Here is a 14240-nt window from a genome sequence, read left to right as displayed (position 1 = left end):
CGGTCGAGGTCCGGGCGGGCGGCGAGCCGGTCCCAAACCTCGGCCAGTTCGTCGTCCGTGGGGACGTCCGACCGCAGAGTGTGGACGACGGAGACCGTCACAGCGCTCCCACGTGCCGGCCCACGGCCACCGGGTTGGACGGCTCGCCGCTCCACTGCGACCACGAGCCGGGAAACAGCGCGGCGTCGATCCCCGCCGCCGCGAGTGCCGCGAGCCCGACCGCAGCGGTGACCCCGGAACCGCAGTACAACGCCAGCGGTGCGGACACGTCGGCGCCAGCGGCCGCGAAGAGGGCACGGACCTCTGCAGCCGGCCGGAACCGTCCCTCGTCGTCGAGGATCGCGATGTTGGGGACGTTGACGGCCCCGGGGATGTGGCCGGCTACGGGATCGACCGGTTCGACCTCTCCTCGATACCGCTCGGGAGCCCGGGCGTCGACGAGGACGCCGCGGCCGGCGAAGTCCCGCAGGTCCTCGGCCGTGACCGTGCTGCGTGCACCGTCGTAGAGGTCACGGTGGGCGGCGGTCACGTCCCCGGGTGGCGGGGTCGTCGCACCGGACTTGAGAGCGCCTGCCGCCGCCCTCCATGCGGCCAGCCCGCCGTCGAGGATCCGGACATCCGCCACGCCGGCGGCGGTAAGCACCCACCAGGCGCGCGCCGAGCCGGCGCGGTTCCAGTCGTCGTAGACGACGACCGGGACCCCCTCCCGCACACCCCACGTGCGCAGATTCCGTTCGAGCGCGCCGCCGGACGGCAGCGGGTGCCGGCCCCGGCCGCTGACGGCGTGGTCGGACAGCTCGTCCTCCAGGCTCACGTACACCGCACTCGGGATGTGGCCGGTGCGGTGGTCGTCGCGCCCGTCGGGACGGTCGAGCCGCCAGCGCACGTCGAGCACTGTCACCGGAGTCCCGGTCGCGAGGATGCGCGACAGCTCTTCCGCCGAGATCAGAACGTCGGAACGAGTGGTCACCGGCCGGCCTCCTGCAACCGCGTCTCCATCGTTTCCTGTTCGCGGCGAGCGAGTTCCTGACGGACGAGCGGCAGCACGTATCGGCCGTAGTCGACGGCATCGTTGAGATTGTCGTAGCCGCGGATCGAGATGATCTCGGCGCCCAGGTCGATGTAATCGAGAATCGCGGCGGCGACGGTGTCGGGGGTGCCGACGAGCGCGGTGCTGGCGCCCTGTGCGTTCGTCGCCCGCGCGGTCGCCGTCCACAGCGCCCGGTCGTGCACCTCACCGCGCTCGGCGAGGTCGAGCAGGCGCTGCGAGCCGAGGTTCTCCGGACGGGCCGTCTCCGCGCCGCGAAAACCGGAATGGCCGCCGTCGGCGCGGTTGCGCTCGAGTGCACCGAGGATGCGGTGTGCTTTCTCCCAGGCGAGTTCCTCGGTGGGGGCGATGATCGGCCGGAACGTGACCCAGATGCGCGGGCGGCCGGGGCGCCCGGCGGCCCGCGCATACGACTCGACCTTCCCGATGTTCTCGCGGGTCTCGGCGAGCGGCTCACCCCACAGGCCGAAGATGTCGCCGAGTTCGCCGGCGATGCGGTAGGCCACCTCCGACGAGCCGCCGATCGAGACCGGGATCGTTCCATTAACCGGTCGATAAGCGGCCTGGAAGTCCTCGAACTCGTAGTACGCGCCCTTGTGCGAGAAGGGACGATCGGATTCCCATGCGGCACGCAGGATCCGGATGTACTCCTCCGAGCGCCCGTACCGGGACTCCTTGTCGAGGCGATCGCCTTCTCGGGCCTGCTCCGCGGTGTTGCCGCCGGAGATGATGTGCACGGTCGCACGGCCGTTGCTGAGGTGGTCGACGGTCGCGAGCGCCTTGGCCGCCACCGTCGGGTACATCGTGTTGGGCCGCAACGCGACGATCGGTTTGATGCGGTCGGTGAAGGACGCTATGTACGCGGCGACCGAGAACGGGTCGTATCCGCCGGACCCGTAGGGCAGCAGGGTGTAGTCGAAACCGGCGGCTTCGAGTTCACTGCTGTAGCGCCGCAGAAACTTCGGGTCGATGCCGGCACCCGGTCGGGGATGGAGTTCCGAACTGTCGTTCACGTAACTGGCACTGATGAATTCCACGGGCATGACGGGATCCTCTTCTGGAACGGTGTGCGATGTCAGGACTGTCGGGCCGTACCGGCGAGATCGCGTCCTGTCGGGAGGCGCGATGGCACCGACGGCAATCACAGGTCGGATCCACGGTATGCCGATTCGCGCCCCGTGGTCCAACGACGATCCTCGATGAGGATCGATCGGCACCACCGATCGATACCGTCCTCAGGCGACGGTGGGGACCGGTGCGGGCGGAACAGTGGCCGCGCGGACGACGGCCCGACGTCGGGCGGCAACTTCGGCGAAGTGCGCCGCGACCGCATCCACGGCGACCTTCTCGAGATCGAAGGACAGGCCCCTGCGCGCCACGATCCGGATGTCGATGCTGCCCATGGGCGGCAGGGAGTCGAGCTCGACGAGCCCGTCGGGCACCCCACCTGAGAACGGAAGCAGTGCGACCCCCAACCCCGCGCGGGTCGCCGCGAGAACCCCGTCGAGACTCGTGGATTCCGCGGCGACCAGGACCTCGTACCCGAGGTCGGCGAGCTTGCGGACGGCCCGGCTGCGCAGGCCACAAGGCTCCTCGAACGCGACGATCGGAATACGACGCGACGTATCGGCCCCCGGCCAGGTGGACGACGCGACCCACCGCAGATCGAGCCTGCCGACCTCCGCACCAGCGCTGTCGCTCGTGCCGCCCAGCACGACAGCCAGGTCGAGTGTGCCCTTCGCGACCGCGTCGGACAGCGACGTCGACCGGTCGATCCGGAACTGCAGCTGCACGTCGTCGTAGGCGGCTCGGATCGCCCGTAGCATGTCGGGCAGGATCCGGTCCGCGGCATGCTCGGTCGAGCCGACTGTGATCTGCGACGGCTCGCACACCTGCAACCGGCCGAGCATCTCTTCGTGTGCGGTCAGCAGCAGCCGCGCCTCGTGCACCAGCTTGGCGCCGGCATCGGTAAACCGCGAACCGCGGCCGTCCTTCACCACGAGGTTCTGTTTGAACCTCTTCTCGAGCAACCGGACATGCTGGCTGACCGTCGGCTGGCTCAGGTGCAGGGCATCGGCGGCACGCCGGAATCCACCTGTCTCGGCGATCGCCACCAGCGTCCTCAGGTGCACCAGATCCAACGGATCCGCCACGGGCCCTCCCTCTCCGAACGACGTACTGCGCTTCCGCTTCGAGTGTTTCAGCTACTCGGCACCCCGGAACAGGTTTGTGTTCCGCGCGATTGCAATACCTGCAATCGTGGCCATCGCCTGTTCAACGGGTGCGACCTGGACGTTGGCCGGGGTGCCACCGTGGACGGAGGCACCGTCAGGGATTCGCGATACCGTCCTCAGGTGGGGCAGTACCTCTCGCGCGAGCAGGTCGTTGGCGGCCAGGGCGTCCGGGTGGCGGGATGCGCCGGCATAGGTCTGGAGCAGCAGCTCGTCGGCCTCGTTGTCCTCGATGAACCGCCCGAGCCGCTCGGTGACCCGCTCGACGGATCCGACGGTGAAGGTCAACCGTTCGAGGATCTCGAAGTACTCGGGCGTACCGGGGTGACCGTCCCAGTCGACCGGGCCGTCGGCGTGCACGACGGCCGACTGCAATTCCGCATAGTGACGAACGACGGGGAGGGTGCGCTCCCAGGCTTCCTCGTCGGTCTCCGCCGGGAAGGCGAAGATCAGCGAGGCGCGGCGACCGGGACGCGTTCCCAGCGCGTCACGGTAGGTGTCGAGGAGTTCGGCGCGGCGCGCGGGCGTGACTGCGCGGCCGAACAGCAGACCCAGTCCGTTTTCGCCGGCGAACCGGGTCGTCTCGTCGCTCGCGGCAACCCACACTGCGCGTGCTCCGCATTGGAAGGGACGGGGCACGATGCGCGCGCCGCTTACCGAGTACGTCTCGCCCTCGAGGTCGACGGTCTCGCCGTCGAACGCGGCCACGACCGTCCGCGCCGCGTCCCGCATGCGGGCGTTGCGCTCGTCGAAGTCGATTCCGAACAGTTCGTACTCGAGCTTCTTGCTCGACCCGCCGGTGCCCAGACCCAGCTGTAGCCTGCCACCGGACAGGTGGTCGAGCAGGGCCGCCTCCTCCGCCAGGCGGAGCGGATGATAGTGGGGCGCTTCGGCGATCGCGGTGCCGAGCCGCAGCGTCGAAGTCCGGACGCTGAGCCGGGACAGGAACAGCAGCGGTGCCGGCGACCGGCCGAAGGAGGCGAAGTGGTGCTCGGCGACCCATATGCCGTCGAATCCTTGCCGCTCGGCGAGAACCGATTGTTCCTCGGCCTCCCGATAGGCTCGGGCCGTCGCGTCGTGGTCGTCGAGTGCGGCAGCGACGTCGAGATTGAAGAAGAGCGAGAAGTCGGTCATCGATGTCCTCGGCGAGGGTGGTGGGGCTTCGACCTCAGAAGCTAGAGGCGGACCTTCGTCCGGATCCAAGTGCCGATCCCGATAGGTCGCGATCGGAATCGGCGATCCATGACATCGTCCCGGCACGGCGAAGCACATCGGGCAAGGTGAACGATTCGGCGCACGGTGATCGAAAACCCTCGCCACCGACAGCGCCCCTCACCTGGGGATTCCACTCACGCCGATCGGAACTCCCCGATGGACAGCGATCGGAAATGCCGATCGTTCACAGTGATTTCAACCCTGGCCGGAACCGCCCGACGTCCCTACCGTGACCTTCCGTTCGCCTCCTGCTGTGAAGGATCCCATGCCTCATCGAACCGCTGCTCTCGACGCGTCCCCAACCGACACCCTCGTCCGTGTGAGGGCCGTCACCGGCGAGTTGTACCGCAACGGTGTCGCCGCCGACGCCGCACACCTGTTCCCGCACGACAGCGTGCGGCTGCTGCTCGATGCGGGCGTGGGGCGTGCACCACTGCCGGGATCCGTCGGGGGTGACGATCTGGATTCGGGATCGCTGGTGCGTCTCGTGTCGACCGTCGCCGCCGCCGATCCCGGGCTCGGGCTGGTCACGGCGATGCACGTCGTGCACGCCCGACGGGTGTTCGCAGACACCGCCGGCTCCGCATCGCTCGCCGCCGCGGCGGAGGCCGTGGTCGCGGGCGCCGGGTTCGTCAGCTCCCTCGTCAGCGAGAACCGCTCGATCGCGCCGGCTCGGGGCGGTGCCGTGCGGGCGCAGGCCGTTCCGACCGACGGCGGCTGGCTGTTGCGCACCCGCAAGCGCTACGCGACCGGGATCCGGGCGCTGTCCCACGCCGTCGTCGCCGCGACGATCGACGGCGAGAACACGCTGCGGCATTTTCTCGTCCACATCGATCCCGATACGACGCGCATCGAGCGCACCTGGGACGTCCTGGGCCTGCGGACATCGGGCAGCGACGACATCATCTTCGAGGACACCTTCGTCCCCTCCGACTCCCTGTTGCCTCCGGAGGTCGTGTCACAGAGCAGCCCGTGGTGGTCCCTCGTGCTGGCCGGCCTGTACGCGGGCATCGCGGAGGGCGCGTTCCGGCTCGTCACCGACGGCTCGCTGCCCACCCAGGCCGACGGCGCCGCTCCCGCGGACGTGCCGCGAGTCCGCGGGTACACGGGGGAGTCGGGTCTCGCGCTGCTGACGGTGCGTTCCCTGGTCGACACCGCCGTTCGACGGCACATCGACGGCGCGTTGACGGCCGACGAGGCCGCAGCGGTGAAGCTCGCGACTCACCGCAACGCCACGACCGTCCTCGATCAGGTGGGCCGGGCCTTCGGCACCGCCTCGGTGTGGCAGACCCACGCCTGGCAGCGCTACTTCCGCGACCTGCGCGTCGGCGCCCACAACTCGCCGTCGGAGGACCACACGATCGACGCGCTGGCACGGCAGATCCTCACCGCCGACCGCCCCGTCGCGTAGTTCGAATCCATTTCCCGACAAACTCTTTCGACAAGGAAACCGTATGTCCGTCACCACCCTGCATTCCGCCGATTCCCGTCCCTCGGACGCCTCGGGCGAACGCGCCCGCCGCAAACTCGCCCTCGCCGTCGTCCTGCGCCTCTTCGCCGAGAGGGGCTACGAGTTCGGGTTCAACGGTCACATCACCGTGCGTGATCCGGGCCCCGAGGAAACCTTCTGGGCAAACCCGCTCGGCGTGCCGTGGGCGCACACCCGCGTGTCGGACCTGGTGCGCCTCGACGCCGCCGGCACGGTTGTCGAGGGTTTCCGCGACACGTCGATCCCCGGCTTCCACAGCCAGTACCGGTTCCACAGCGCTCGCGAGGACGCCGTCGCGGTGGTCCACGCCCATTCGCCGCACGGCTTCGCCTGGTCGGCCCTCGGCCGCACGCTGCCGGTCTACAACCACGACGGGGCGCTGCTGTCCGGTCTGGTGTCGGTGCGCGACAGCTTCGACGTCCCCGCCGCAGAGGCGTTGGGCGACACCGCGCGGGTCGTCGTCCAGCGCTCGCACGGATTCGTCACGGTGGGGCAGAGCCTCGAGGAGGCCGCGTTCTACTTCGTCGCCGCCGAACGGGCCGCACATGCCGCCCTGACGATCGAGGCCGCCGGCGGCGCTCCGGAGATCGATCCGGCCACCATCGCGTCGTGGCCGTTGACCCCCGCCACCGCGCGCGCCCAGTTCGAGAACGATTACCTCAGGATCGTGGCCCAGAGCCCCGACATCGAGGACTGACCACCGTCTCAGGCATGGAGAACCCATGAGCACCCTCGACATACCGCGTGCGGCGCAGACCCCGACCGGCACCGGCCCCACCCTTCGATCCGCGTTCCATGTGCGCTGGCCGCTGTCACCGCGTTACCTGGTGACCCGACTCGTCGTCGCGGTCACCGCGGTCTTCGCGGTGATCTCGCTCGTGTTCGTCTGTCTGGTTGCGACGGGGAACCCGGCGCAGCTGCTCGTCGGCACGGATGCGACGGTCGCGGACATCGAACGTCTCTCGGCCCAGCTCGGGTTCGATCGTCCCTGGTACGAGCAGTACCTCACGTTCGTCAGGCAGATTCTGTCCGGGGATCTGCCCGCATCGATCAGGTACGGCGAGTCCGCCGTCGCGCTCGTCGTCGAGCGAATCCCGGCGAGCCTGGTGCTGGGTGCGACAGGGCTGCTGCTGGGCACGCTCGTCGGGCTCGGCGCCGGATACCTGGCGTCGGTGCCGCGCGGTGGCTCCTGGCGGCAGGCCCCCATCACCGCACTCACCGCGCTCGACGCCATCCCGAGCTTCTTCCTGGGTGTGCTGCTGATCTACGTGTTCGCGGTGACGTTCGGCCTGCTGCCGTCCTCGGGTGCAGGCTCCCCGGCAAGCCTGGTGCTGCCCGCGCTGACCCTCACCCCCGTCGTCGCGGCGCCCGTCGCGCGCGTGTTCCGATCGAGCCTGATAGACACGCACGACCTCGACCACGTGCGCTTCGCGCGTTCGAAGGGTGTTCACGGGACCCGCCTGGCCCTGCGGCACACAGTCGGCAACGCGCTCGGTCCCGTCGTCAACGTGATCGGCGTGCAGTCCGGCATGGTGCTGGGAGGCGCGATCATCACCGAAACCCTGTTCTCGTGGCCCGGCGTCGGCCAGCTCGCGATCTCCGCGATCAACAACCGCGACTACCCGGTCGTGCTCGCCGCGATCACGTTCGTCGCTATCGGCTTCATCGTCATCAATCTCGTCGTGGACCTGATCGGTGCCGCGCTCGACCCCAGGAGCGTCCGATGACCGCAGTGATCTCCGACCGCACCGAACCGCTCGCCGCCGGTGCCGGCGGCGCCGTTCTCCCGCCGGCACCCGGCCGCACGGCACGCCGACGGGTGCGCGGCACCCCCACCGGGCTGGTGCTCGGCGCGACGTTGCTCGCCGTCGTCGTGGGTGTCTCCCTTGCGGCGCCCGCACTCTTCCCCGACGGCTACGACGTGCAGGACCTCGGTGCGCGGTCCCTGCCGCCCACGTGGTTCGGGGAGCACCCCCTCGGCACCGATCACCTCGGCCGCGACTACCTCACCCGGCTCGCCTACGGCGGACGGTCGGCGCTGGTCCTGTCGGCGATCGCGGTCGTGGTCTCGACCGCGATCGGCGTCGCGCTCGCGTTCGCCTCGGTGCTCAGCGGCACCTGGCTGGAGGTGATCGTCGACCGGATCGCCGACGTGCAACTCGCGCTCCCGTCGATCCTCGTGGGAATTGTCGTCCTGGCACTGCTCGGGCCGAGCACCTGGACGCTGCTGGCGGTACTCGCGGTCAGCTCGTGGGTGCTGACCTTCCGGGTCGTGCGCAACCATGCGCGCTCGCTGCTGCACCGCCCCTACATCGACGCGTGCCGGCTGGCCGGGGGAACGACGAGGGACGTCATCGTCCGGCACCTGCTGCCCAATACCGCGCCCCTCGTGCTGGTGAGCGCATCCTTGAATTTCGCCCAGATCGTCTTGCTGCTATCGGGTTTCGGCTTCATCGGTCTCGGCATTCAGCCCCCGGCCCCGGACTGGGGTCAGCTCGTCGCCGCCGGCCAGGCTCAGCTGGCCAACCAGTGGTGGCTGGCCATTCTGCCCGGCCTGGCGCTCGTCGCACTGCTCGTGGGAATTCAGCTGGTTGCCGACTGGATTTCCGCACGTTTCGCGGTCACCACTCTCGAAAGGAACCTAGGACAATGACCCGCAGCACCGCCACCACCCCGGTCCTGCGGGTGCGCAGGTTGTCCGTCCACCGACGGCACCAGCCGGGAGACGGAGTGATCGTGCCCGGGATCGACTTCGACCTCCATGCAGGGAGGACCCTGGGGATCGTCGGCGAATCGGGGTCGGGCAAGACCGTCACCGCAAGCGCCGTCGCGGACCTGCTGCCCGGCGCTCTGGACTTCACCGCCGACGAGATCGTCCTCGCCGGCCGCCCACTGAGCGAGTTCGACCGTCGATCCCGCCGCGCCTGGATACGTCGGCACATCGGGGTCGTCTTCCAGAATCCGGCGTCCGCGCTGAACCCACGCCTGACGATCGGCGCCCAGGTGTACGAGGCGCTGCCCGCAACGATCCGCGGTCGTCGCGCGCGCTGGGCCCGCGTGATCGAACTGCTCGACCTCGTCGGGATCGCCTCACCTGCCACACGCCTGCACGCGTACCCGCACGAGTTTTCCGGCGGACTCAATCAGCGTGTGGTGATCGCCATCGCCATCGCGCGGAACCCGAGCGTGCTGATCGCGGACGAACCCACCACCGCGCTCGATGTGAGCGTGCAGGCGAAGGTTCTCGATCTCGTCGATGATCTCGAACGCGAGCTCGGCCTCGCAGTCCTGCTCGTGAGTCACGACATCGGCGTGATCGCCGAGCGATCCGACGACATCGTGGTGATGCGTCACGGCACAGTGGTCGAGCGGGCCGCCACGGACGACCTGCTGCGCGCGCCGACGGAGCAATACACGCGCGAGTTGCTGGCCGCCGCACCGGACATCGGCCGCCCGGCCGACACCCCAGTCCCCGACGACACCCCGACCGTCCTCGAAGCCCGCGGCCTGCGGCGCGAGTTCCGCACACCGACGCTGATCGGCCGGGGCGCCCGGCGCGTCGCGCTCGACGGGGTGTCGTTGTCGATCCGGGCAGGCGAAAGCGTCGGCCTGGTCGGCGAATCCGGTTCCGGGAAGACCACCTTCGCCCGCTCCGTCGTCGGCCTCGACACCACAACGACCGGCGCGATACGCTTCGACGGCGCCGACGTGCGCTCCCTGGATCCGGCCGGCCGGCGGCACTGGCGGCGGAACGTGCAGTACATCTTCCAGGATCCGTACGGTGCCCTCGACCCGCGGCTGACGGTCCGCAAGCTGATTGCCGAGCCCGTGGAGATCAGCGGTACGGCGGCTGAACGCGCCGGTCTCGACGACAAGGTCGACGAACTCATGCGGGAGGTGGAACTCGACCCGGCACTCGCCGACCGCCGGCCCGGCACCCTGTCGGGTGGGCAGCGCCAGCGCATCGTCATCGCCCGGGCGCTCACCCTCGACCCGCGCGTGCTCGTCGCCGACGAACCCGTCTCCGCACTCGATCTCACGGTCCAGGCCGCCGTGATCGACCTGCTGAAACGTCTGCAGCAGCGGCGCGGCCTGTCGCTGCTTCTGATCTCCCACGACCTGGCCGTGGTCAAGGCCCTGTGCAGCCGGATCGTTGTGCTGCGCAACGGCTCGGTCGTCGAGGAGGGTACGGCGGACGAACTGTTCGCCTCCCCTCGACACGACTACACCCGCGAGCTGCTCGCCGCGGTCCCCGCGCTCCCACTCCGGCAGCGCACCGACACCAACATTCTCCAAGGAGCACGTTCATGAGATTCCGCCGAAAACTGGCCACCGCGGTGGCCGCCCTGACCACGGCGGTGGTGCTGACCTCGTGCGGGGTCCTCGACGGCGATGCGGGCGCGTCCGGCGACTCCGACGTCCTGCGCCTGGGGCTGTCCCGGCAGCTGACCAACCTCGATCCCGGCGCGAGCGGTTCGCTCGACGGCGACGCGACGGTCCAAGGCGCGATCTTCAGCGGGCTCACCCGCGTAGACCCGAACCTCGAGCTGGTCGGCGATCTGGCCGAATCCTGGGAGCAGGAGAGCGAAACCCGCTGGGTCTTCCACCTTCGCGACGGCGTGAAGTTCTCCAACGGCGACCCGTTCACAGCCCACGACGCCGTGTGGAACTTCGAGCGCGTGCTCGCCGATACCGCCGGCTTCTCCAACGGCGCGTCGCTGGCACCGGTGATCGCCTCGGTGCAGGCGTCGGACGACGCGACGCTCGTGATCGAGACCAAGGGCCCGTACCTGGACCTCGCGGACCGGCTGGCGAACTTCTTCTTCACCCAGCAGAAGTGGGTCGAGTCCCACAACCCGAAGCTCGAACCGCTCGGCACGGGCCCGTACCGGCTCGTGTCCGTCGACCTCGAGAACGGCGCGGTGCTCGAGCGTAATCCCGAGTACTTCGGGGGTGCACCCGATTTCGAGAACGTCGAATTCAAGGTCCTCTCGACCGAGGCGGCCCGGGTGTCCGCCGTGCAGACCGAATCCATCGACGCCGCGATCCAGTTCGAGCCGTCCAACCTCGCCCAGTTCGAGAACAGCAATGTCTACACCACGGGCAACCAGTGGAGCACGTGGAACATGACGCTGCGCTTCAACGAGACGAAGAAGCCGCTCGACGACGTGCGCATCCGTCAGGGGCTGAACTACGCGGTCGACAAGGAGACCCTCGCGAAGAGCCTGCTCGGTGACGACATCGAGCCGCTCTACGGCCAGGTCGTCTCCGAACCCTACGACCTCGTGAACTCGAATCTCCAGCCCTACCCGTATGATCCCGCGAAGGCCCGGCAGCTGTTCGCGGAGGCCGGCTACCCGGACGGATTCGAGCTGGAAATGCAGCTGAGTACCGGCACCTACGTCGCGTCCGACCTGATCGCCGAGGCGATCGCCAACCAGCTCGCCGAGGTCGGCGTGAAGGTGAACATCACCACCGCACAGTTCCCCGCGTGGGTGGAACGCAGCCGCACCGACGACGTCGCCGACCTCGTCTACATCGGCTACACGAGCGGCTACAAGTCCCCGGTCGAACGGCTGCGGATCTTCACCTCGAAGTACGCGCAGAGCCACTTCACCGACCCGGTGTACGACGATCTGATCGCCCGGCTCACCGTGGCACCGAACGAGCAGGAGCAGCAGCGGCTGTTCGACGAGGCCACCGCTCACTTCCGGGAGAACCCGCACGTGCTGTTCCTGTGGCCGCAGCCGCTGACGTACGTCGTGGCCAAGGATCTGCAGTGGACGCCGCGCCCCGAGCACTGGCTACTTCCGCAGGACTTCTCCCGTGCCGAGTGACGACGCGCTGCACCGCCGAAAGGACAACTGCCATGAGTGAACCCACCCGCCGCATGATCCTCGGAATGCTGATCGGGGGCGTCGGCAATCACCAGGGTGCCTGGCGGCGCCCGACCTCCCGTGCCGAGGAGACCTACGACCTGTCGCTGCTCGGCGACATCGCCCGGGCCGCCGAGCGCGCGAAGATCCACACGCTGTTCATCGCCGACGGGCTCACCCTCGATCGCGACCAGGCGCGCACCAAGCCGTTCGCGCACCTCGAGCCGATCACGCTGCTGTCGGCGCTTGCCGCGCTCACCGAGAAGATCGGCTTCGTCGCCAGCGTGTCCACCACGTTCTCGGAGCCGTACAACGTCGCGCGTCAGCTCGCGTCCCTCGACCACATCTCCCGGGGCCGGGCCGCCTGGAACATCGTCACCTCGGCGTGGGGCGACGTGAACTACGGCGGCAGGCCGCTGCCGAGTCACGCCGAGAGGTACCGCATCGCCGACGAGTACGTTCGCGCGATCCTCGCGCTGTGGGACAGCTGGGAGGACGATGCGATCGTCCTCGACCGAGCGGCCGGCATCTATGCCGACCCGGAGAAGATCCACCCGATCGACTTCGTGGGTGAGCACTTCACGATCGCGGGACCCCTCAACGTCGCCCGCTCACCCCAGGGTAGACCCGTCATTGCCCAGGCCGGGTCGTCCGACGACGGCAAGGCCTTCGCCGCGCGACACGCGGAGATCGTGTTCACCGCCCAGCAGACGCTGGCCGCATCCCAGGCGTTCTACCGCGACCTGAAGTCCCGCGTCGCGGCGGCGGGGCGAAACCCGGACGATGTGAAGATCCTGCCCGGCGTCTCCCCGATTCTCGGCCGGACCGAGAAGGAGGCGCTCGAGCTGCACCGTGAGCTCGTCCACCTGATCGACATCGAGTCGGGCCTGGTGCGGCTCTCGCGTCAGCTCGGCCACGTCGACCTGTCCGATCTCGACGTCGACGGCACGATCCCCGCCGAGCGGCTTCCCGATATCGCCGCGGTGCAGGGCCGGCAGTCGCGGTACGGCGTGTTCAAGCAGCTGGCACTCGAGGAGGGCTTCACGATCCGGCAGCTGATCGAGATGGAGGTGTCCTCCTCGGGCCATTGGGTGCCGGTGGGGTCGGTCGAACAGATCGCCGACCAGCTCGAGGAGCGTTTCAACGGCGGCGGCGCGGATGGGTTCATCCTGCTGCCGTCGTTCTACCCGGAGGGCTTCGACTACCTCACCGGCGAACTGGTTCCGCTGCTGCAGGAGCGTGGCCTGTTCCAGCGCGACTATGAGGGCGACACGCTCAGGGAACGTCTCGGTCTGCCCGCACCGGTGCCGGCGTTGCAGCCGTCGAACTGACCCTGCAGGGCAGCGTGCCGGCGCCCGGGTACGGTTCCGTCGCCGTACCCGGGCGGCCGTTGCGCGGCCGATGAAGAGAGGAAGGACTTCGGTGACTGCGGACCTTGCGGTAGCGACCGACGAGAGTGTCCACCCGCTGGACGACCCCATCCGTGGATCACTTCGCGGAATCCACGCCCCCTTCGCTCGATGGTCGGGCCGGATCGCGATGTACGACCCCGACGTCGCCCCGCACGTCGGCCATCCCGAAACCTTGCTGGACGAGGACTGGGCCGATTTCGCGACGCTCGTCGGCCCGGACACCACGGTGTCGCTCCGCGGCCACGGCCACACGCCACCTGCGGGGTGGGAGATCATCGATTCGTTCGGCCTCGTGCAGATGGACGGCAGCGCACTCGCCGTGGAGCACGATCCCGGCCTGACGGTCCTCGGCGCCGACGACGTACCGGAGATTCTCGACCTGATCGACCGCACCAGGCCCGGCCCGTACCGGGTCCGCACCGTGGAAATGGGGACGTATCTCGGGATCCGCGTCGACGGCCGGCTTGTCGCAATGGCCGGGGAACGGCTGCATCCCCCCGGCTGGACCGAGATCAGTGCCGTGTGCACCGACGACCGGTTTCGCGGGCGGGGGTTCGGCACCCGTCTGGTGCGTGCCGTCGGGGCCGGAATCCGTGCCCGCGGTGAAGTCCCGTTCCTGCACGCATCGCAGGCGAACACGACCGCCATACGGCTGTACGAGAGTCTCGGGTTCACGCTGCGCACACGCTCGGCACTCACCGTCGTCCGCACGCCGCCCGCCTGACGGTCAGCGACCGGAACGCGCATCCCGCTCTTCCGGGGTCGTCGCGCCCCACACACCGTGCTGCTGACCGGTGCCGAGCGCGTACGCCAGGCAGTCGTCCACCACGGAGCATCCGCGGCACAGCGCCTTGGCGCGGGCCTCGCGCTTGTCGCGGGCCTCCCCGCGCTCGCCGGTCGGGGGGAAGAAGATCTCGGCGTCCTCTTCCCGGCAGCGCGCGGCCAGACGCCACTGCCACAGTTCGGTAT

Annotated in this window: 13 protein-coding genes; 8 read left to right on the top strand and 5 right to left on the bottom strand. The window is 69.1% G+C overall.

What is annotated here, in order from left to right:
- Positions 1-97: 97 nt before the first annotated feature.
- The 4 genes from AIIKEEIJ_RS05415 to AIIKEEIJ_RS05400 all read right to left on the bottom strand — a co-directional run bounded on the left by AIIKEEIJ_RS05415 (position 98) and on the right by AIIKEEIJ_RS05400 (position 4413).
- Positions 98-970, bottom strand: a complete 873-nt coding sequence (locus AIIKEEIJ_RS05415; protein WP_161995128.1) for a rhodanese-like domain-containing protein — start codon at positions 968-970, stop codon at positions 98-100.
- Positions 967-2091 (bottom strand): LLM class flavin-dependent oxidoreductase, encoded by a 1125-nt coding sequence (locus tag AIIKEEIJ_RS05410; protein ID WP_161995127.1) that lies wholly within the window; start codon positions 2089-2091, stop codon positions 967-969. The genes AIIKEEIJ_RS05415 and AIIKEEIJ_RS05410 overlap by 4 nt, the downstream gene beginning before the upstream one ends.
- Positions 2092-2283: 192 nt before the next feature.
- The gene (locus tag AIIKEEIJ_RS05405) at positions 2284-3201 is read right to left on the bottom strand and encodes a LysR substrate-binding domain-containing protein (RefSeq protein ID WP_161995126.1); all 918 of its coding nucleotides are present in this window, start codon (positions 3199-3201) and stop codon (positions 2284-2286) included.
- Between the two features lie 51 nt (positions 3202-3252).
- Positions 3253-4413, bottom strand: a complete 1161-nt coding sequence (locus tag AIIKEEIJ_RS05400; RefSeq protein WP_161995125.1) for an LLM class flavin-dependent oxidoreductase — start codon at positions 4411-4413, stop codon at positions 3253-3255.
- 400 nt (positions 4414-4813) lie between these two features.
- On the opposite strand from AIIKEEIJ_RS05400, the gene AIIKEEIJ_RS05395 reads away from it, so the two are divergent.
- From AIIKEEIJ_RS05395 to AIIKEEIJ_RS05360, 8 genes are all read left to right on the top strand, one after another.
- Positions 4814-5905: an acyl-CoA dehydrogenase family protein gene (locus tag AIIKEEIJ_RS05395; RefSeq protein WP_161995124.1), complete on the top strand. Its 1092-nt coding sequence runs from the start codon at positions 4814-4816 to the stop codon at positions 5903-5905.
- Between the two features lie 43 nt (positions 5906-5948).
- On the top strand, positions 5949-6680 hold the full coding sequence (locus AIIKEEIJ_RS05390) for a class II aldolase/adducin family protein (RefSeq protein WP_161995123.1): 732 nt from the start codon (positions 5949-5951) through the stop codon (positions 6678-6680).
- A 25-nt stretch (positions 6681-6705) separates the two neighbouring features.
- Positions 6706-7710, top strand: a complete 1005-nt coding sequence (locus AIIKEEIJ_RS05385) for an ABC transporter permease subunit (RefSeq protein WP_161995122.1) — start codon at positions 6706-6708, stop codon at positions 7708-7710.
- On the top strand, positions 7707-8636 hold the full coding sequence (locus tag AIIKEEIJ_RS05380) for an ABC transporter permease subunit (RefSeq protein WP_161995121.1): 930 nt from the start codon (positions 7707-7709) through the stop codon (positions 8634-8636). Before AIIKEEIJ_RS05385 ends, AIIKEEIJ_RS05380 begins: the two co-directional genes overlap by 4 nt.
- Positions 8633-10294: a dipeptide ABC transporter ATP-binding protein gene (locus AIIKEEIJ_RS05375; RefSeq protein ID WP_161995120.1), complete on the top strand. Its 1662-nt coding sequence runs from the start codon at positions 8633-8635 to the stop codon at positions 10292-10294. The genes AIIKEEIJ_RS05380 and AIIKEEIJ_RS05375 overlap by 4 nt, the downstream gene beginning before the upstream one ends.
- Positions 10291-11820, top strand: coding sequence for an ABC transporter substrate-binding protein (locus tag AIIKEEIJ_RS05370; protein ID WP_161995119.1), 1530 nt, complete (start codon positions 10291-10293; stop codon positions 11818-11820). Before AIIKEEIJ_RS05375 ends, AIIKEEIJ_RS05370 begins: the two co-directional genes overlap by 4 nt.
- Positions 11821-11852: 32 nt before the next feature.
- Positions 11853-13190, top strand: a complete 1338-nt coding sequence (locus AIIKEEIJ_RS05365) for an NtaA/DmoA family FMN-dependent monooxygenase (protein WP_161995118.1) — start codon at positions 11853-11855, stop codon at positions 13188-13190.
- A 70-nt stretch (positions 13191-13260) separates the two neighbouring features.
- Entirely contained in the window at positions 13261-13995 is a 735-nt protein-coding gene (locus AIIKEEIJ_RS05360; protein ID WP_161995117.1) for a GNAT family N-acetyltransferase, read from the top strand.
- 3 nt (positions 13996-13998) lie between these two features.
- On the opposite strand, the gene AIIKEEIJ_RS05355 is transcribed toward AIIKEEIJ_RS05360, so the two are convergent.
- Positions 13999-14240, bottom strand: a 242-nt coding sequence (locus AIIKEEIJ_RS05355; protein WP_274386402.1) for a WhiB family transcriptional regulator, incomplete at its 5' end; no start/stop codon positions are given.

The sequence above is a fragment of the Rhodococcus sp. YH1 genome (assembly GCF_009939605.1).
GTDB classification, from domain to species: domain Bacteria; phylum Actinomycetota; class Actinomycetes; order Mycobacteriales; family Mycobacteriaceae; genus Rhodococcus; species Rhodococcus aetherivorans.
The sequence above is the reverse complement of the archived record's forward strand: the minus strand, read 5'-3'. Positions and strand labels throughout refer to the sequence as shown.